Here is a 17,341-nt window from a genome sequence, read left to right as displayed (position 1 = left end):
CGACGCCCGGGCCGCGAACGCGACGTCACCGTCGCGCGACGTCACGCGCACGGCCGACCCGACGCCCTGGACCTGCCCGCTCACCAGGGGTGGGCGATGCTGCGGACGTGCACCGGGCCTCCCGGTCGAGGCCCCGTACCGACGCCGGCACCGCGGCCGACGGGGGCAGGCACGGCGAGGTCGGCCTGCAGCACCGCGCAGGCGGCCCCACGGGCCACCGAGGCCTCGCCGAAGGCGGTCGCCGCGACCGTCGGGAACGGCCCGTGCGGCAGGCGGACCGCGAGCCGCTCGCGGACGGCCGCGATGAAGACGTCGCCGCCGGCGAGGGCCGCGCTGCCACCGATCACGACGCGTGGCACGTCGAGCAGCTCGACGACGTGGGCGAGCGCGGATCCGAGCGCGGCACCGGCCTCGGCGACCAGCGGCGCCGCGGACGGCGTCGCGCAGAGCCGCTCGAACGCGTGCCGGACGTCGCTGGCGCGATCGAGCGGGATGCCCGTGGGGAGCAGGCCGGCGTCGGTGGCGCGCCGGACCTGCTGCAGGGGCTGACACGCTTCCCAGACCTCGGTCCAGCGGCCGTGCGCCTCGACCGGCATGCCACCGAACTCGCCGGCGTTGCCGGTCGCGCCGCGGACCACCTCGCCCGCGGCGACCGTCGCGGCGCTGATGCCGTGGCCGAGGAACACGGAGACCAGGTCGTCGGCGCCGGCAGCGGACCAGACCTCGCCGAGGGCGCTCGCGACGCCGTCCTTCTCGAGGCGCACGGGCAGACCCGTCCGGGCGGCGAGCTCGTCGGTGACGGGCAGCGACCACCAGGCGGGCAACTGCGCGGGGGTGCCCATCCGGTCGCCGTCGCGGTCGATCGAGCCGGGGACGGCGAGGCCGAGGCCGGCGGGGGCGGGCACACCGGTGCGCGAGCGCGCCCGACTGCCGGCGCCACGGACCCGGTGCACTGCCGCCGCCATCGTGTCGAGCGTCCGCGCTGGGTCGTCCGTCGCGTCCAGGTCGACGTGCTCGACGGCCAGCACGGCTCCGGTCAGGTCGGTGCGCACGACGACGAGGTGCGCCGGATCGAGGTGGACCCCGATCGCCGACCGCGACCCCGCGACGACCTCGAGTCGTCGTCCGCCGCCCGGTGCTTCACGCACGAGTCCCGCTCCCACGAGCCCCGCTGCGATGTTCGACACCGTCTGGGCGCTGAGCCCGGTCGCCCGCATCAGCTCGGCGCGGGCGAACGGTCCCCGGCGACGGACGAGATCGAGCACCAGCGCACGGTTCTGGACCCCGACGCGCACGAGGTTCGTGCCGCCCGTTCTGCCCTGCACCACGGTGTCAGGAAGGGGTTGACGCGGCTCGGACATGGTCCCTAGCATCTCTGGTCATACGAATTTGTCAATCAATTGGATTGAAACCGCGACGGTGCGATCGGTTCGCCCGTCCGACGACGGATTCGCCCGTGCCACACCGGCGTGTCACGGGGTCGGAAGGGACGCTCGTGACGACGACCGCACGATCCGGAACCACTGCACCACCACGGACGCGCACGGGCGGTGACGCCGCGGTCCGTCGACGACCACGCGAGAAGCATCCGTGGACCCCGGCCGAGAAGCGCCGACTGCGCGTCGGCATCGCGTTCATCTCACCGTGGATCCTCGGCGTGCTGGTGTTCATCGCCTACCCCTGATCTACTCGTTCGCGATCAGCCTGACCCGGTACTCGGGCATGGCCGACATCACCTGGGTCGGGTTCGCCAACTACGTCGCCGCGTTCATCGACCCGCTCGTGCACACCGCGGTCGGCAACACCCTGTTCTACGCCGTCATCGCGGTGCCCGTCGGGATCGTCATCGCCATCGTGATCGCCATCGCGATGAACCAGGACGTCCGCGAGATCGGCTGGTACCGGACGGCCCTCTACATCCCCTCGCTCATCCCGACCTTCGCGCTGGCGTTCATCTTCGTGGTGCTCGTCAACCCGCAGACCGGCCTCGTCAACCAGGTCATGAAGCTCGTCGGGATCCCGGCGACGAACCTGCTCGGCGACCCGACCACGGCGAAGCTGGTCATCGTCGCGCTCGCCCAGATGGGTGCCGGCAACGCGGCGCTGATCTTCCTCGCCGGGCTGCGCGGGATCCCGAAGACCCTGTACGAAGCCGCTCGCGTGGACGGGGCCGGACCGCTCCGGCAGTTCTTCGCGCTGACGCTGCCGCTGCTCTCCCCGTGATCCTGTTCAACCTGATCACCGGCATCAGCAACGGCCTGCAGGTCTTCACCGAGGCGTACGTGATCTCGTCCGGCACCGGAGGACTCGGCAGCCCGGACAACGGGACGTTGTTCTACATGCTCTACCTCTACAAGAACGCGTTCAGCTACGCGCAGCTCGGGTTCGCCAGCGCCATGGCCGTGCTGCTGTTCCTGGCCGGCATGATCCTGTCCGGGCTCGTGTACTGGCTGTCCAAGCGCTTCGTCAACTACGACGTGACCGGGGAGTGACCGATGACACTGCGTACTGAACGACACCCGGACCGCGACACCGTCACCTCGTCGATCGAGTCCGTCCGGCCCCGCGGACGCAAGGGTGCCGACGACCGCTCGCGGAACGCCGACGGCTCGATCCGCTCGCCGTGGTCGTCCGTCCTCGCCCGCGTGCTCCTCATCGCGATGAGCCTGCTGTTCCTCATCCCGATCTACTGGATGGTCATCTCGGCGCTGAAGGGCAACTCCGAACTCGGTGCCTTCCCGCCCACCTGGTTCCCGCAGTGGCTCGACTGGTCGAACTTCGGCAAGGCGATCGACGCGATGCCGTTCTTCACGTTCTTCCGGAACACGCTCATCATCACGGTCTGCGTGACGCTCTTCTCGATGGTCTCGAACCTCGTGATCGCGTACGGGTTCTCGTGCCTCGAGTGGCGCGGCCGCGACAAGGTGTTCTACATCGTGCTCGCCACGCTGTTCATCCCGTTCCCCGTCACGCTCATCCCGATGTTCGACCTGTACGCCCGACTCGGCTGGATCAACACCTTCCTGCCCCTGATCGTGCCGAGTCTGTTCGGGTCCGCGTTCTACGTGTTCCTGCTCCGGCAGTTCCTGCTGCAGATCCCGAAGGACCTGCTCAACGCAGCGCGGATGGACGGCGCCTCCGAGTGGGGCATCCTCTGGCGGATCGTCTTCCCGCAGGCCAAGGCGGCGCTCGTCACAGTCGGGATCTTCGCGGCGGTGGGTGCCTGGAACGACTTCCTCGGGCCGCTCATCTACCTGCAGGACGAGAACGTGCAGACGCTGTCCATCGGGCTTCAGATCTTCCGCCTCAACAACTCGCAGGACTTCCAGTTCAACCAGCTGATGGCGGCATCGGTGCTCATCATCCTGCCGCTCGTGGTCCTGTTCTTCGTGTTCCAGCGGACGTTCATCAAGGGCGTCCAGATCGGGAGCTTCAAGTGAGCAGCGCATTCGACCGACGAACGTTCCTGCGCGGTGCGGCCGCGACGGGCGGTGCGGGGGCGCTCGCGCTCCTCGCAGCATCGTGCGCCTCCGGCTCGAGCGGCCGGAGCAACCCGAACCAGGTCACGATCTGGGGTGTCACCGGTACGTTCGTGCCGTTCCAGACGAAGGTGATCAAGGACTTCAACAAGATCCACCCCGAGGTCGACGTCAAGGTCAACGTCGTGCCGTCGCAGGGCACCGGCGACGCCACGAGCATCATCACCGCCGTGCGCGGCGGCACCGCCCCCGACCTGTGGCTCCTCGACCGGTTCAGCGCAGCGCAGTACGCGGCGATCGGCCTCATCGAACCGATCGACGACATGATCGAGGAGTTCGAGGACCAGCCGAAGGACGAGTTCCTGGCACAGTGGCTCGGGTTCACGATCGGCGAGGTCACCTACCAGGGCAAGACCTACGGCCTCCCCCACGACACCGACGCCCGCGGCATGTTCGTGAACCGGAAGATGCTCACCGGCGCCGGGATCGACCCCGACGAGTTCGACTGGGAGCACAACGGTCCGGTGAGCATGGACCGGATGTGGGACGTCAGCGAACGCATCACGAAGAAGTCCGGTGGCAACTACACCCACATGGGACTGCTCCCCTGGTACGGCGAAGGCTGGCCGTTCACGTGGGGGCTCGGCCTCGGTGCGTCGTACTTCGACCAGCAGGACTCGAAGATGACGATGGACTCGAAGAGCGTCCGCAGCATCTTCGAGTTCTACGAGGACTGGGCGAAGCGGTACGGCTACAAGGACGCCGACACCTTCATCGCGACCTACGAGCCGACCGGGCACCCGCCGGGACAGACCGCGTTCATGGCGGACCGGATGGCGTTCATGGTCAGCGTCCCCTCGACGATCCAGACGTTCGACAACTACGGGCCGAAGGACCTCGACTGGGGCACCGCGTACCTGCCGACCCAGCAGGACGGCGGCGACAAGTACACGTGGTCCGGTGGCTTCGCGCTGTGCGTGCCGAAGGGCTCGAAGAAGAACAAGGCCGTGTGGGAGCTCATGAAGTACTTCACGAGCAAGCAGGGCCAGGAGACGTACGTCGTCCCCGCGACGAGCGTGCCGTCGAACATCGCGGCGCTCAAGGACCCGAAGGGATCGGCCAAGTCGATCCGGTTCTTCGTCGAGTCGATGGGTGCGTCGAGCTGCCGCCCGCCGCTGCCCGTCGGCGGCGCGTGGTGGGACTCCCTCGCCGACGCGCGCTCGAGCGTCCTGCTCGGCACCGCGAGTCCGCAGGAAGCCGTCGAGCGGGCCCAGAACCGCGTCGACCCGATGATGCAGACCTACTCGCCGTTCACGCTGCCGAAGGACTACGACAAGGTCCGGATCTGAGCAGGAACGCTCTGGTCGTCCCCCACGAAAGGAACACCCATGCCCTCCACCCCTTGCGCGTCGCCGTCCTCGGCTTCTGGCACGTCCACGCCGGCGACTACGCGCAACAGACCGTCGACCACCCCGGCACCGAGCTCGTGGCCGTCTGGGACGACGACACCGAGCGCGGCCGAGCCGGCGCCGAACGGTTCGGCGTCGAGTACACCGATGACCTCGATGCGTTGCTCGCCCGCACCGACGTCGACGCCGTCACGATCACGACCTCGACCGACGTCCACCGCGACGTGATCGAGCGCGCGGCAGCGGCTGGCAAGCACGTCTTCACCGAGAAGCTCCTCGCCCCCACCGTCGAGGAGTGCGACGCGGTCATCGCCGCCTGCGACGCCGCCGGGGTCACGCTCGTGGTCTCGCTCCCGCGGCTCTACCACGGCTACACGGCCGCGATCCGACGCGAGCTCGACGCGGGCCGCCTCGGCGACGTCACGTACTCCCGCGTCCGGCTCTCGCACGACGGTGCGGTCGCACCGTGGCTGCCGGAACGGTTCTTCGACCCGGCGACGGCGATCGGCGGCGCCCTCACCGACCTCGGCTGCCACCCCGTCTACCTGACGCAGCTGTTCCTCGGTGCCCGTCCGGACACGGTCGAGGCCGTCTACCGCTCCTTCACCGGCCGCGCGGTCGAGGACCACGCGGTGGTCACCGTCGGCTACGCCTCGCAGGCGATCGGCGTCATCGAGGCCGGCTTCGTCGCGGGCACGCCGTTCACGATCGACGTGGCGGGCACCCGGGGCTGGCTCGCGTACTCCGACCAGGAGGCCCGGCTCACCGCCGGCGGACCGGCCTACGGCGACGAGCCGGTCACCCTCGACGTCCCCGCCGACGCCCAGGACGCATTCGGTCAGTGGGTGGACCACATCGCCGCCGACACCCGTGCCGACGACAACCTCGCCCGCGCCGTCGAGCTCACCCGCCTGGTGGTCTCCGCGAACGACGCCGCGGCCCAGCCCGCGATCGGCGACGCCCTCGTCGGCGCACCCGCCTGACCGCCCGAGCATTCCAGCACCTCGAACCAACCACAGGAGTCACCATGTCCAGCGACATCATCCGCGTCGGCCTCATCGGCGGGGGCGGCATCGCGTCCGCGCACATCGCCGGCTACGCCGAGCACCCCGCCACGATCCGCATCACCGCGGTCGCCGACGCGTTCGCGGCCACGGCCGAGGAGCGCGGGGCGGAGCTCGGCGTCCCGTTCTTCACCGACTACCTCGCGATGCTCGAGCAGGCGGACATCGACGCCGTCGACATCTGCCTGCCGCACCACCTGCACCGCGACGCGATCGTCGCCGCGGCGAAGGCGGGCAAGCACGTGCTGTGCGAGAAGCCGCTGTGCCTGAGCCCCGACGAGGCCGCCGACGTGCAGCGCGCGGTGTCCGAGTCCGGCATCACCCTGATGTGCGCGCACAACCAGCTGTTCATGCCCGCGGTCGCCCAGGCCAAGGAACTCATCGACGGCGGGGCGCTCGGCACCGTCTACGAGGTCCGCACCACCGACTCGTTCCGCAACGAGTTCGACCCGTCGAACATGGGGTGGCGTGCGCACGCGTCGACGAGCGGCGGCGGTGAGCTCATCGACACGGGGTACCACCCGAGCTACCTGCTCATGCACCTGGCCGGCGGCGTCCCCGTGCAGGCGACCGCGATGCTGTCCACGCACCGGTTGGCGTTCATGGAGGGCGAGGACTCGGCACAGGCCCTGTTCCGCTTCGACAACGGCGCCGTGGGCCAGCTCGTGACGAGCTGGGCGTACGACCCGGCCGCCGGCACCGAGCGGTTCAGCGTCGTCGGCGAGCGCGGCGCCCTGACGAGCGACGGCACCACGCTGCGGTGGGACCTGCGGGACGGCACGAGCGAGTCGGTCACCTTCGACGAGGTCGACACCTTCGCAGCCGAGATCGGCGCGTTCGGGGCGTGCCTGCGCGACGGCACGCGGCCGATCCACACGGAGCGCGAGGGCATCGCGGTGCTCGGCATGATCCTGGCGGCGTACGAGGGAGCCCGGACGGGGACGATCGCCCCGGTGCTGACGGCGGACGAGACCGTCAGCGCCTGATCCGCGCGGATCCGTCGCACCGCGCACCCGTTCCGCGACAAGCCACGAGTCGTTCGACGCGTGGTTCGTCGCAGAACGGGTGCTGACGCACCGCGACACCGTCGGCTCCGCATCACCGTCAGCGCCGCGTCAGTGCGTCGCGGGTGCCGCGTCCTCGTCGTCGGCGGCGTGCAGCACCGACTCGGCCTGCCCGAGCAGGTGCCGCGCGGCCAGGCTCAGGGACCGCACCCCGACCACGAGCACGAGCAGGGTGAGCAGCACGAGCAGCACGGTCGTGGGCACCCACGCCACCGGAAGGTCGAGCACCCGGAACCACTCGATCGCCGCCGTCGCGACCGCCGCAGCCGGGAACACGAACGACCAGAACCCGAGCGAGAACCCGAGCCGGACGTACCGGGGCAGCAGGGCGAGCTGCACGAGGAACATGAGGACCCCGAGGCCCGCGATCGCCTGCACGGGCAGGGTTCGGGCGTCGTCGGTGAGCGCGAACAGGGACACCGTCGCCACCGCGGGCGGAGCCACGAGGATCGCCATCGTGGGGACGAGCGGGTCGGGCAGAGCGGGGCGGAACGACAGCCGGATGAGGAGCAGTCCGGTCATCACGCCCCAGAAGAACACGCCGACGCCGAAGCACGCCCAGGACAGCCAGCCCACACCGACCTCGTGCGTGGCGACGGCGGCGACGAGGGCCACGGCGACCGTCGGCAGCAGGTAGCCGCCGTGCACGGCCTCCAGGGTCAGGCGCCCCTCGAACCACGTGCTCAGCAACCACGCCGCGAACCCTGCAGCGACCGCCACCGCGAGTAACACGAGGACCTGCCCCCGATCTCCCAGAACCGCGCGAGGTCGACGCCGAGGAGCATCGCCGTCGCGGGAACCAGGGCCGCGATCGGGCCCTGCGCGGGGTGGCGGAGCTGGTCGACCAGGCGTTCATCGACCCGGACGCCCCGCAGGACGTGCGCGCCGAGCAGCCACGACCACACCACCGCCGCGACCACCCAGGACACCTGCGGGACGACGGGCGGCAATCCGAGGACGGGTGCCGCGTACGACCAGGTCTCGGCGAAGCCGGCCAGGCCGAACGGTGCGGCGAGGGTGTTGAGCGGGATGCGGGAAGTCGGGCGCGCGCTGGGCATAGGGTCCCATTCTCTCCGGCTCGGGTCGTGCCACGGAACGGAGCCCGGCTCGGAGGCGGCCCGTGGCACATTGGGCCCATGCCCTTCGAGAACACCGACCACGTCCAGGCCACCACCGCCGGGTCGCTCCCGCGCACGCCGGAGCTCATCGCCGCGAACGCCGCCCGCCCCGTGGGTGCCGACGGCTTCACGCTCGAGACCACCGACGAGGTCCGCGCGCTGACGAGCGCGGCCGTCGACGACGTCGTCGCCCGCCAGACCGCCCTCGGCATCACGCAGCCGGGTGACGGCGAGTTCGGCAAGGCGATGTCGAACAGCGTCGACTACGGCGCGTGGTGGGGCTACTCGTTCCAGCGCGTCAGCGGGCTCTCGCTCACCGATGCGAACGTCTTCACGCAGGAGCCGGTCCGCTCCGGTCCGGGCGACGTGCAGCTGACCAGCTTCCCGGACCGCCGCGACTGGACGATCTTCCGCGAGGCCTACACCGACCCCGAGTCGGGCATCGGCACCGGCAGGAACGCCACCGCGTTCCCCACCACGACCGGCCCGATCGCCTACACCGGGCACGAGGCCGCACGCACCGACGCCGCCAACCTCACGCACGCCGTCGAGGCGGCCGGCGCCGAGAACGGCTTCATCACGGCGCTCTCCCCAGGGTCCGCCGCGCGGGTCGCGAACGACTACTACGCCACCGACGAAGAGCACATCTGGGCCTGGGCCGACGCCCTGCGCGAGGAGTACCGCATCATCCTCGACGCCGGCCTCGTGCTGCAGATCGACGACCCGTCGATCGCCGAGAACTGGGACCAGATCAACCCGGAGCCGAGCCTGGCGGACTACCGCGCCTTCACCCGGATCCGGGTGGAGGCGCTGAACCACGCGCTCGAGGGCCTGGACACCAGCCGTGTCCGCTTCCACCTGTGCTGGGGCTCGTGGCACGGCCCGCACACCACCGACATCGAGCTCCGCCACATCGTCGACCTCATGCTCGACATCGACGCCGGCGCGTACTCGTTCGAGGCCGCGAACGCCCGGCACGAACACGAGTGGACCGTCTGGCAGGACGTCACGCTGCCCGACGGCAAGGTGATCGTCCCCGGCGTCGTCGGCCACGCCACCAACGTCGTCGAGCACCCCGACCTGGTCGCACAGCGCATCGAGCGGTTCGCCTCGGTCGTCGGGCGCGAGCGTGTCATCGCCGGCACCGACTGCGGCCTCGGCGGCCGCATCCACCCGCAGATCGCCGCCGCGAAGCTCGAGTCGCTCGGCGAGGGCGCGCGCCGCGCGAGCGCGAGGCTCTTCTGAGCCGCCCGTTCCTTCCCAGAACGTCTGCGGTACCAAACGAGAACGGGCGTACCTGCCACGAAGAACACGGCAGGTACGCCCGTTTCCAGTCGGTACGCCCGGTTCCGGTCGGGCTACCGCCGTGCGCGGCCGACCATGACCGCCCCGACCGCCGCAGCCGCGCCGAGCCACACGAGCGGACGCGTGACACGCCGTCGCTTCGCGACCCAGCCGCCGTTCGTGGCGTTGCCGGCGTCCGCGGGGGCGTAGAGGTTGCCGTCGGTCGGTTCGCCCTTCCCGCGCAGCGCGAAGGTCTCGACCATCGGCTTCGTGATCTTGTGGAACAGCCCCGGGAACACGTACTGCAGCGGGACGAGCGACGCCTGGATGCGGCCGACGTAGCGGTACCGCTTCGGGTGCGTGGCGGCGGTGACGACGGCACGGCCGGCCCGCTCGACGGACACCGTCGGCGGCAGCGGGTGCGAGTTCTTGCCGGTGTAGTTGGCGCCGTTCTGGTAGATCGGCGTGTCGATCGTCGACGGCAGCAGCGTGGTGAAGCGGATCCCGGTGTGCGCGAACTCGTCACCGAGCACGTCGACCAGGCCGAGGGCCGCGTGCTTGCTCGTCACGTAGGCCGACTGGTACGGCGCGGACAGCAGCGACTGGATCGACCCGACGAGCACGTACGTGCCCGTGCCGCGCTGCTTCCAGTGCGGGAGCAGGTGCGTGATCGCGTTGAGGTGCCCGTAGAGGTTCGTGTCGACGACCCGCTTGAACGCCTCTGTGGGGGTCTGCTCGAACAGCCCGTAGACGAACAGGGCCGCATTGCCGACGAAGACGTCGATCCGACCGTGCCGACTCGTCACCGTGCCGATGAGGTCCTTGACCTGGTGCTCGTCGGCGACGTCCGTCGGGATCGCGACCGCGTCGGCCCCGAGTGCGCGGCACTCGGCGGCGGCGGCCTCGAGGGAGTCGTGGCCGCGTGCGGCGAGCACGAGCGTGGCACCCTGTCGGGCGAACTCGTGTGCGGCGGCCCTCCCGATGCCGCTCGATGCTCCGGTGACGACGACGATCTTCCCGCGGTACCGATGTCCCATGCGTCCTTGGTACGCGCCGCTGGTCCGTTCCCGCACAGGCGGGCCGTACCCCTCGCCCCGGTGCGAGGATGGAGCATGCGCAAGGACGACCTGACCGTCGACGAAGCCACGGTCATCGCCGAACACGCCCGGTCCGGTGCCCTCGAGCTGGACGACCCCGAGGTCCGGAAGGTCGTCGAGCAGGCGAACCGGGTGCTGGTCCGCGCGCAGATGTGGGGCGAGGAGCGGAGTCCGAAGCTGCGTCGCCGCCGTCGGTTCATCGCGATCGGGGCGCTCGTGATGGTGCTCGTCTGGGTGGCCGGGCTGCTCGTGCCGCTGGCACTGCGGTTCGGCGCGTAGCCGGATTCGGAACCGAGACCGGAGCCGAACCCGCGTCGTCCCCCGTTCAGCGGCCGGTTCGGGCGTTCCGGGCGATGAGCCAGAGGTACGTGCTGTGCCCGACGAGCGCCAGGCCGAAGAAGACCGCGGCGACGGCGTAGACGCGGTCGAGCTTCCCTGCCCGATCACGAGCATCACGACGCAGAAGGCCACGGCGATCGCCAGCACGCCGACCTGCACGGTCGACCAGATCCGTCGGAAGCGCGGCATGCCCGTCTCGTTCACCCGGCCATTCTCCCTCATGCCGGGCCAGTACCGATGTCAGCCGACGTCAGCCCGCGGTACGACGCGGGCGGGGCACGTGGGTACCGTGCTCCGATGTGCTGCCCCGCAGGCCGGACCTAGCGTGCAGGCATGGACACGCACCACCCCACGGCCACACCCACCAGCACCCCGGCCCGCCCTGCACGCCGACGCCGCCGCCCGCTCCGGATCATCGGGTTCTCGCTCGTCGGGCTCGTCGGTCTCGGGGCCCTGACGCTCGGCGGCACGGCCACCTACGACGCGATCGCGACCGCGACGGAACGGGACGACATCCGCCCCTACGGCGAACTCGTCCCCGTCACCGGCGGCCGGGTGAACGTCGCCGTCACCGGGTCCGGGGCGTCGACCGTCGTGCTGCTGCCCGGCTTCGGCACGGCATCCCCGTGATCGACTTCGCCCCACTCGTCGACCGGTTGCAGGACACGCACCGGGTGGTGGTCGTCGAGCCGCTCGGGTACGGCCTGAGCGACGGCACCGACCGATCCCGGACCAGCGCGAACATCGTCGACGAGGTGCACCAGGCACTGTCGACGCTCGGCATCGACCGGTACGTGCTCGCGGGGCACTCGGTCGCCGGGATCTACGCGCTCGAGTACACGAACGCGTACCCGGACGAGGTGCAGGCGTTCGTCGGCATCGACAGCAGTTTGCCGACGCAGCCCGGCATCGACGAGGCCGTCGGGTCCGGCCTGTTCCGCTTCGTGAAGGCCACCGGACTCGCCCGCGTGCTCACGGCCGTGTCCGGCGACGCGTACGCCGGGCTGCCCTACACCGATGCGCAGAAGGAGCAGATGACCCTGCTGTCACACCGCACCAGCATGCGCGCGACGTACCTGGACGAGTACGAGCACCTCGGCGCGAACTTCCGGCACGCCCGCAGCCTCGCGTTCCCCACCGACCTGCCGGTCCGTCTGTTCGTCGTGGGCGACGACCCGGACGTGCCGGGGTGGGAGCGCCTGCACCGTGAGCAGGCGGCGTCGGTCGCCGACGGCCAGGTCGTCCTGCTGGACGGCGGGCACTACCTGCACCACACGCACGCGGCCGAGATCGCCGAGGGCATCGACGCGGTCGCCGACCTCGGTCAGTGATCCCGGAGCGCCTCGACGAGCTCGGCCTTGCGCTTCGACGAGTACCCGGTCAGGCCGAGCTCCTTCGCCCGCTTCCGGAGGTCGGCGACGGTCCAGTCGTCGTAGGAGCCGGATTCGCCGCCCTTCTTCCCGACCGCCTCCTCGCCGCGGGCGGCAGCGGCGTTGCTGATCCGCGCAGACTTCTCCTTCGAGTTGCCCTCCTTGCGGAGCTCCTCGTACATGTCCGGCTTCTTGAGTTGGTTCGGCATGGTCGGCCACGGTACGCCGGGCCCGGTGGAGACGCTCAGCGCTTCTCGGGGTCGTGCCCCCAGTTCATCAACGACCACCGCCACGGGGTGTCGTGGACGTCACCGTCCGGTCGCTGCTGCGCGTGGCGCGCGACGTAGCCGACCACCTTCCGCATGTGGGCATGGTCGTCGTCCGTGCGATCGGCCTTGTGCTTCTCGAGGATCCGGATGATGTGCCGCCCGCTCTCGTGGCCGGTCGACTCGCCGCCGCCCGGGGGCTTCTGCCCGACCTGCTTGGACTCGTCGGTGCCCAACCACTCCTTCAGCTCGGACGCGGTCATGTTCACCGCGTCGGAGAAGTCGCGCTCGGTCTGCAGGTCGTCGTCGTCACTCATGGTCCCGAGGCAACCCCGCGGGCATGGACGGGTGCGCAGGGCGGATGGCGCTCCGCCGCCGTCCAGCCGGGACGGGTTCCGTGGAGGCACGAGCAGGAAGGAACTCGCATGCCCACCGACCAGTACGAACACGGCGACCCGCGCACGCGCTACCCCGATGTCCAGCCGGAGCCGCAGACGCAGGACGAGCCGGGCCTCCAGTCCGAGATGGACCCGGTGCCCGACCTCGGCGAGACGAGCTACCGCGGCACCGGTCGGCTCGCCGGCCGGAAGGCCCTGATCACCGGCGGTGACTCCGGCATCGGCGGTGCCGTCGCGATCGCGTTCGCCCGCGAGGGCGCCGACGTCGCGATCGCCTACCTGCCCGAGGAGCAGTCCGACGCCGACCACGTCCTCGAACAGATCCGTGCCGCCGGACGCACCGCCGTCGCGATCCCCGGCGACCTGCGTGACAAGGCGTACGCGCAGCAGCTCGTCGACCAGGCCGTCGCCGGACTCGGCGGTCTCGATGCCCTGGTGAGCGTCGCCGGCAAGCAGCGTTGGCAGCCCGACGTGCTCGACATCACCGACGACCAGTTCGAGGCGACCTTCGACGTGAACGTCTTCGGGCTGTTCCGCCTCGTCAAGGCGGCGCTGCCGCACCTGGAACCCGGTGCGACGATCACCACGACGGCGTCGATGGAGGCGTACAAGCCGGCACCCGACCGGCTCGACTACGCGGCGTCGAAGGGCGCGATCAACAACCTGTCGAAGGGGCTGTCCCAGCTGCTCGTCGCGCGCGGCATCCGCGTCAACGTCGTCGCGCCCGGGCCGACGTGGACGGTCCTGCAGCCGAGCGGTGGCGTCGACCCGTCGACGCTTCCCGAGTTCGGCAGCAGCGAGTCGCCGATGGGGCGCGCCGGGCAGCCAGCCGAACTCGCACCGGCCTACGTGTTCCTGGCCTCGGACGAGTCGAGTTACGTCGTCGGCGAGACGCTCAACGTGAACGGCGGCATGGTCACGCCCTGACCGGGACCGCACGCCGACTCCACGGCAGCGGGTGGGAATGGATCGGACCCGCCCGCTGTCGAACTCTGCACCGATCACGAAGACCACGAAGGAGCACACCATGAGCCTCGAACCCCACAAGGGCGCCGCGTTCGTCGACGAGCGCACCTGCACGCCGAAGCCCGTCCTGACCAAGCTGCACGACGCCCGCACTCCGGCGTTCGGCCGGTGGCTCGGGCAGATCAACCGCCAGGACTGAGGCGCAGCCCGGCGCAGCGCGTCGCCCTGCTAGCGTGCAGACGTGTCCTGGGGCCGGCTCTACTTCGCACTGCAGGCCGTCGGCGGCGCGGCGTGGTGGATCACCGTCGCGACCGTCCCCGCCGTCCGGATCCTCACGCTCGGTTCGCTGGACCCGGTGGTCGTCGCGGCCCTCGACGTCCCGCTCTTCGTCGGCGCCTCGGCGCTCGCAGCGGTCTCGGCGGGCACGGTCGGGCGGATCGCGGCGACCGTGGCCACCGTGTGGACGGCCCTCGTCCTCGCCGGCCTCGTCGTCTGGGCGACTGTCACCGGTGAGGCCGGCTGGGGCGTCGTCGTCATGACCGCGGCGACCGTCGGCTCCGCGCTGGCCCTCGCCCTCGTCCTGCTCGGCCGGGTACCGACCGAGTGGTTGACGTCCGGACCGCTGCGGTTCCGCACCGCCGACCCGGGTGCCGCGACGTCACGGCACGTGGTGGCGACGACCGTGCAGATCGTCGTCTTCTGGGGGCTGTTCCTCGGGGTGTTCCCCGTGGGCATCGCCGTCGCCGAGCACCGCTGGCGGCTGCACCCCGCACTGCCCGGACCGGTCGTGACCGCGTTGCTGGTGATCGGCCTCGTCGTCCTCGCGCTCGCCAGCGCGCTCGGCATCGCGTCGGCGGCGGCGATGTCGACCAAGGGCGCTGGTACCCCGCTGCCGTCCGCCAGCGCGAACCGGTTGGTCGTCGCCGGCCCGTACCGCTCGGTGCGGGACCCGATGGCGCTCGCCGGCATCACGCAGGGCGTCGCCGTCGGGCTGCTGCTCGGGTCGTGGATGGTCGTCGCCTACGCGCTCGCCGGGTCGATCGTGTGGAACTGCGTGGTCCGACCGCTCGAGGAGGCCGACCTCGAGGCCCGCTTCGGCGACGACTTCCGCCGCTACGCCGCGCGGGTCCGGTGCTGGGTGCCACGGTGGCCGATCGCCGCGAGCGTCGGCCCGGTCGCCCTCAGCTCGCCGCGCCGCTGATGTTCACGAGCCACGTGACCCGGAACCGGTCGGTGAGCATCCCGAAGGTGTCGCCCCACGGAGCCGTCGTGAGCGGTTCGATGATCGTCGCGCCGTCCGCGAGTCCGTTCCAGTAGCGGGTCAGCGCCTCGGTGTCGTCGCCGCTGAGCGACAGCGAGATCGTGCTCTCCGACGGGGTCTGCATGCCCGTCGGCGCATCCGAGGCCATCAGCAGCAGGCCGTTCTCGCCCTCGAGCTGCCCGTGCATGACCTTGTCGGCGTCAGCGGGGTCCTGACTCATGCCGGCTTCGCCGAAGGTGCCGATCGTGAGCTCGCCGTGGAACACCGAGTGGTAGAAGTCGAGGGCTTCGCGGGCCCCCGAGCGGAAGCCGAGGTACGGATTGAGACGCACGGACACGGTGGACTCCTCACGACGGGCGGGCGTCGTCACCCGCTGCGCGCCCATCGTCGCAGACGCGACGTCCCCGCGGAAGGGCGCGGGACCGCGAACGGCGGGGAGGACGGCGGGGAGGCCCGTGGCGGCGCCGCCACGGGCCTCCAGGCCGTCAGGCGGTCGCTCTGCGGTCCGTGGCCGGGTCCGCTCCGGCCAGGTCGCGGATGCGCTTCGCCGGCACGCCGGCGTAGACGCCGTGCGCCAGCAGTCGCCCGGTGACGACCGCGCCGGCCGCGACGACCACGTCGTGCTCGATGTGCGCGCCGGGCAGGATCGTCGCACGGCCGCCGATCCACACGCGGTCCTCGATGACGACCGGACGGCCGGTCGCGGTGTCGCTCCACCGGCCGTCGGCGTCGATCGCGTGGTGGCTCGTCATGATGAGGACCTGCATGCCGATCGCGGCGTTCGCACCGATGCTGACGGGGGCGATGGCCTCGATGGTCGTCCCGCGGTTGAAGTAGACACCGCGCGCGACCGACAGGTTGCGCGGGTCGCCGGTCAGCGAGAACCCGGGGCCGGGAGCCGACTCGGCACGGGCGCCCGCGGCGGTCAGCAGCAGCCGTCGCACCACCCGCGGCAGGAACGGCGAGCCGAGCAGTGCCGTGAGCAGGACGTGCTCCCGGGCGTGCGCGACGTCCTCGCGGAGGCGTCGGGAGAACGTGGAGGGGACGGGGACGGCTGGCGTGGCCATGCGGCCTCCTGGGCTCGAGGGAGTCGTGCGGCGACACCACACACCGGAAACGTAAGCGCTCCCCAGGAGACCGACAACGGACTCTCGGGCCGTTGCGTGATCCTTGCGGTAATGCCCCGGACCGCTACTCCCGCGCCGCCAGCGCCGTCTGCCGTGGCAGCTCCTCGAACTCCTGCCGGTAGCTCCCGGCGAACCGGCCCAGGTGCGCGAACCCCGTCGCCCGGGCGATCTCGGCGACGCTGCGGTCGTCGCCCGCCTCGAGCTGCTCCCGGGCGAGCAGGAGCCGGATCCGACGCAGGTACATCGTCGGCGTGATGCCGTGGTGCCGCTGGAACGCCGCCTGCACCCCGCGGACACTCAGCCCCGCGGCCTCGGCGACGTCGTTGACGGTGATCTGCTCGGTCGCGTGGTCGAGCAGGAACGTCTCGGCACGGGCGAAGCGCGCGGTCGACGCCATCACCGGCTCGTGCTGCCCCACCGGCCAGTGCGGGATCGCGGTCAGCAAGCCGCCGGCGGCGAACCGGGCGAGCTCGCGCTCCCGCTCGAGCGGCACGTCCGTCGGACCCTGCAGGACCTCCTGCGCGACCGACCGGACCATGAGCCACCAGGCGGCGAGCGGCGCACCCTCCGGCACGTGTCGGGGACGGAACTCGAGCGGACCCGGCGCCCAGTCACCGCGCTCGGCGGCGACCTGCTCGACGATCGTCCGGTCGATGCGCAGCACGTCGTGCTGGAAGTCCACCCACCGGAACCGCTGAGGGTCCTGGCGGTAGAGCACCGGGCGGCCGATCTGCACCGGGTTGTCGTCGACGTGCGCCGAACCGGACTTCACCCAGACGATCATCATCGCCCGGCCCGGCTCGACCGCGCCGCTCAGGGCGCCCGTGCACCGCGTCGACTCGAGGGAGAGCAGGGCGGTGCCCCGCACGCGTTCCTCGAAGACGAAGCCCGCTCCGGTCGCCTCGACGGTGAGTCCGTGGGTCACGTGGGTCACCGACAGCGCCTCGGCCGCGACCGACGGCTCGTCTGTCCTGATCTCCCGCTGCGTGCGGTGCATCATCTCGGGCACGTGATGATCCTCGCGACATGTCGGCATCCGCGCAACGCACGACGCGCCGGGTTTCCTGGACGTCGACCAGCATCCGCGCGTTTGACTGAT

23 protein-coding genes are annotated in these 17,341 nt (G+C 71.0%); 14 read left to right on the top strand and 9 right to left on the bottom strand.

All coding sequences use genetic code 11. From position 1 onward, the window contains the following. Positions 1–80: 80 nt before the first annotated feature. Positions 81–1,361 carry an ROK family transcriptional regulator gene (locus tag JN350_RS11510; protein ID WP_205462293.1) on the bottom strand — a complete coding sequence of 427 codons (1,281 nt, stop codon included), beginning with the start codon at positions 1,359–1,361 and terminating at the stop codon, positions 81–83. Between the two features lie 134 nt (positions 1,362–1,495). On the opposite strand from JN350_RS11510, the gene JN350_RS19465 reads away from it, so the two are divergent. From JN350_RS19465 to JN350_RS11485, 7 genes are read left to right on the top strand one after another with little or no spacing between them, the layout of a single operon-like run. Further along, positions 1,496–1,684 (top strand): hypothetical protein, encoded by a 189-nt coding sequence (locus JN350_RS19465; RefSeq protein WP_240347283.1) that lies wholly within the window; start codon positions 1,496–1,498, stop codon positions 1,682–1,684. Further along, entirely contained in the window at positions 1,645–2,223 is a 579-nt protein-coding gene (locus JN350_RS19460; RefSeq protein ID WP_240347282.1) for a carbohydrate ABC transporter permease, read from the top strand. The genes JN350_RS19465 and JN350_RS19460 overlap by 40 nt, the downstream gene beginning before the upstream one ends. Then, positions 2,220–2,492 carry a hypothetical protein gene (locus JN350_RS19455; protein ID WP_240347281.1) on the top strand — a complete coding sequence of 91 codons (273 nt, stop codon included), beginning with the start codon at positions 2,220–2,222 and terminating at the stop codon, positions 2,490–2,492. The genes JN350_RS19460 and JN350_RS19455 overlap by 4 nt, the downstream gene beginning before the upstream one ends. 3 nt (positions 2,493–2,495) lie before the next feature. Beyond that, positions 2,496–3,440, top strand: a complete 945-nt coding sequence (locus tag JN350_RS11500; protein ID WP_123672739.1) for a carbohydrate ABC transporter permease — start codon at positions 2,496–2,498, stop codon at positions 3,438–3,440. Further along, positions 3,437–4,828 (top strand): ABC transporter substrate-binding protein, encoded by a 1,392-nt coding sequence (locus tag JN350_RS11495; RefSeq protein ID WP_205462292.1) that lies wholly within the window; start codon positions 3,437–3,439, stop codon positions 4,826–4,828. Before JN350_RS11500 ends, JN350_RS11495 begins: the two co-directional genes overlap by 4 nt. A 53-nt stretch (positions 4,829–4,881) precedes the next feature. After that, a complete protein-coding gene (locus tag JN350_RS11490) occupies positions 4,882–5,871 on the top strand; it encodes a Gfo/Idh/MocA family protein (RefSeq protein WP_240347280.1) in 990 nt (329 codons plus the stop codon). 44 nt (positions 5,872–5,915) lie between these two features. Next, positions 5,916–6,938 carry a Gfo/Idh/MocA family protein gene (locus tag JN350_RS11485; protein ID WP_205462291.1) on the top strand — a complete coding sequence of 341 codons (1,023 nt, stop codon included), beginning with the start codon at positions 5,916–5,918 and terminating at the stop codon, positions 6,936–6,938. A 129-nt stretch (positions 6,939–7,067) separates the two neighbouring features. Here JN350_RS11485 and JN350_RS11480 read toward each other — a convergent pair whose 3' ends face one another. Beyond that, positions 7,068–7,736 carry an SLAC1 family transporter gene (locus JN350_RS11480; protein WP_205462290.1) on the bottom strand — a complete coding sequence of 223 codons (669 nt, stop codon included), beginning with the start codon at positions 7,734–7,736 and terminating at the stop codon, positions 7,068–7,070. Then, the gene (locus tag JN350_RS11475; RefSeq protein ID WP_205462289.1) at positions 7,700–8,074 is read right to left on the bottom strand and encodes a TDT family transporter; all 375 of its coding nucleotides are present in this window, start codon (positions 8,072–8,074) and stop codon (positions 7,700–7,702) included. Before JN350_RS11475 ends, JN350_RS11480 begins: the two co-directional genes overlap by 37 nt. Positions 8,075–8,152: 78 nt before the next feature. On the opposite strand from JN350_RS11475, the gene JN350_RS11470 reads away from it, so the two are divergent. Next, positions 8,153–9,379, top strand: a complete 1,227-nt coding sequence (locus JN350_RS11470; protein WP_205462288.1) for a cobalamin-independent methionine synthase II family protein — start codon at positions 8,153–8,155, stop codon at positions 9,377–9,379. Positions 9,380–9,492: 113 nt separating this feature from the next. On the opposite strand, the gene JN350_RS11465 is transcribed toward JN350_RS11470, so the two are convergent. Beyond that, positions 9,493–10,455: an SDR family NAD(P)-dependent oxidoreductase gene (locus JN350_RS11465; protein WP_205462287.1), complete on the bottom strand. Its 963-nt coding sequence runs from the start codon at positions 10,453–10,455 to the stop codon at positions 9,493–9,495. 75 nt (positions 10,456–10,530) lie between these two features. Here JN350_RS11465 and JN350_RS11460 point away from each other — a divergent pair, with 75 nt between their 5' ends. The 3 genes from JN350_RS11460 to JN350_RS11455 all read left to right on the top strand — a co-directional run bounded on the left by JN350_RS11460 (position 10,531) and on the right by JN350_RS11455 (position 12,185). Continuing rightward, positions 10,531–10,794, top strand: a complete 264-nt coding sequence (locus JN350_RS11460) for a hypothetical protein (RefSeq protein ID WP_146249770.1) — start codon at positions 10,531–10,533, stop codon at positions 10,792–10,794. 393 nt (positions 10,795–11,187) lie between these two features. Then, entirely contained in the window at positions 11,188–11,484 is a 297-nt protein-coding gene (locus JN350_RS19450) for a hypothetical protein (protein WP_240347279.1), read from the top strand. Next, positions 11,481–12,185, top strand: coding sequence for an alpha/beta fold hydrolase (locus tag JN350_RS11455; protein WP_240347278.1), 705 nt, complete (start codon positions 11,481–11,483; stop codon positions 12,183–12,185). Before JN350_RS19450 ends, JN350_RS11455 begins: the two co-directional genes overlap by 4 nt. Here the strand turns inward: JN350_RS11455 and JN350_RS11450 are convergent. Beyond that, on the bottom strand, positions 12,179–12,433 hold the full coding sequence (locus tag JN350_RS11450) for a DUF7218 family protein (RefSeq protein ID WP_205462286.1): 255 nt from the start codon (positions 12,431–12,433) through the stop codon (positions 12,179–12,181). The two genes, JN350_RS11455 and JN350_RS11450, sit on opposite strands and share 7 nt — an antisense overlap. A gap of 35 nt (positions 12,434–12,468) precedes the next feature. Beyond that, a complete protein-coding gene (locus JN350_RS11445) occupies positions 12,469–12,807 on the bottom strand; it encodes a DUF3140 domain-containing protein (RefSeq protein ID WP_205462285.1) in 339 nt (112 codons plus the stop codon). A gap of 108 nt (positions 12,808–12,915) precedes the next feature. Here JN350_RS11445 and JN350_RS11440 point away from each other — a divergent pair, with 108 nt between their 5' ends. From JN350_RS11440 to JN350_RS11430, 3 genes are all read left to right on the top strand, one after another. Next, positions 12,916–13,815, top strand: coding sequence for an SDR family oxidoreductase (locus tag JN350_RS11440; RefSeq protein WP_205462284.1), 900 nt, complete (start codon positions 12,916–12,918; stop codon positions 13,813–13,815). Between the two features lie 100 nt (positions 13,816–13,915). Next, positions 13,916–14,053: a hypothetical protein gene (locus tag JN350_RS11435; protein ID WP_205462283.1), complete on the top strand. Its 138-nt coding sequence runs from the start codon at positions 13,916–13,918 to the stop codon at positions 14,051–14,053. 42 nt (positions 14,054–14,095) lie between these two features. Further along, positions 14,096–15,055: a methyltransferase family protein gene (locus JN350_RS11430; RefSeq protein ID WP_205462282.1), complete on the top strand. Its 960-nt coding sequence runs from the start codon at positions 14,096–14,098 to the stop codon at positions 15,053–15,055. On the opposite strand, the gene JN350_RS11425 is transcribed toward JN350_RS11430, so the two are convergent. The 3 genes from JN350_RS11425 to JN350_RS11415 all read right to left on the bottom strand — a co-directional run bounded on the left by JN350_RS11425 (position 15,036) and on the right by JN350_RS11415 (position 17,242). After that, positions 15,036–15,452 (bottom strand): VOC family protein, encoded by a 417-nt coding sequence (locus JN350_RS11425; protein ID WP_205462281.1) that lies wholly within the window; start codon positions 15,450–15,452, stop codon positions 15,036–15,038. The two genes, JN350_RS11430 and JN350_RS11425, sit on opposite strands and share 20 nt — an antisense overlap. 148 nt (positions 15,453–15,600) lie before the next feature. Then, the gene (locus JN350_RS11420; protein WP_205462280.1) at positions 15,601–16,182 is read right to left on the bottom strand and encodes a DapH/DapD/GlmU-related protein; all 582 of its coding nucleotides are present in this window, start codon (positions 16,180–16,182) and stop codon (positions 15,601–15,603) included. A gap of 124 nt (positions 16,183–16,306) precedes the next feature. Next, a complete protein-coding gene (locus JN350_RS11415; protein ID WP_240347726.1) occupies positions 16,307–17,242 on the bottom strand; it encodes a helix-turn-helix domain-containing protein in 936 nt (311 codons plus the stop codon). Between the last annotated feature and the right edge of the window lie 99 nt (positions 17,243–17,341).

It is taken from the genome of Curtobacterium sp. 24E2 (genome assembly GCF_016925595.1).
Lineage (GTDB): Bacteria > Actinomycetota > Actinomycetes > Actinomycetales > Microbacteriaceae > Curtobacterium.
Note: the sequence above shows the minus strand (reverse complement) of the source record. Positions and strands in the feature narration are given on the sequence as shown.

Coding starts and splice junctions, on each gene's coding strand:
- JN350_RS11470 (WP_205462288.1), top strand. CDS start 8,153: ATGCCCTTCGAGAACACCGACCACGTCCAGGCCACCACCGCCGGGTCG.
- JN350_RS11485 (WP_205462291.1), top strand. CDS start 5,916: ATGTCCAGCGACATCATCCGCGTCGGCCTCATCGGCGGGGGCGGCATC.
- JN350_RS11510 (WP_205462293.1), bottom strand. CDS start 1,361: ATGTCCGAGCCGCGTCAACCCCTTCCTGACACCGTGGTGCAGGGCAGA.
- JN350_RS11475 (WP_205462289.1), bottom strand. CDS start 8,074: ATGCCCAGCGCGCGCCCGACTTCCCGCATCCCGCTCAACACCCTCGCC.
- JN350_RS11420 (WP_205462280.1), bottom strand. CDS start 16,182: ATGGCCACGCCAGCCGTCCCCGTCCCCTCCACGTTCTCCCGACGCCTC.
- JN350_RS11500 (WP_123672739.1), top strand. CDS start 2,496: ATGACACTGCGTACTGAACGACACCCGGACCGCGACACCGTCACCTCG.
- JN350_RS11460 (WP_146249770.1), top strand. CDS start 10,531: ATGCGCAAGGACGACCTGACCGTCGACGAAGCCACGGTCATCGCCGAA.
- JN350_RS11445 (WP_205462285.1), bottom strand. CDS start 12,807: ATGAGTGACGACGACGACCTGCAGACCGAGCGCGACTTCTCCGACGCG.
- JN350_RS11415 (WP_240347726.1), bottom strand. CDS start 17,242: ATGATGCACCGCACGCAGCGGGAGATCAGGACAGACGAGCCGTCGGTC.
- JN350_RS19450 (WP_240347279.1), top strand. CDS start 11,188: ATGGACACGCACCACCCCACGGCCACACCCACCAGCACCCCGGCCCGC.
- JN350_RS11450 (WP_205462286.1), bottom strand. CDS start 12,433: ATGCCGAACCAACTCAAGAAGCCGGACATGTACGAGGAGCTCCGCAAG.
- JN350_RS11465 (WP_205462287.1), bottom strand. CDS start 10,455: ATGGGACATCGGTACCGCGGGAAGATCGTCGTCGTCACCGGAGCATCG.
- JN350_RS11435 (WP_205462283.1), top strand. CDS start 13,916: ATGAGCCTCGAACCCCACAAGGGCGCCGCGTTCGTCGACGAGCGCACC.
- JN350_RS11440 (WP_205462284.1), top strand. CDS start 12,916: ATGCCCACCGACCAGTACGAACACGGCGACCCGCGCACGCGCTACCCC.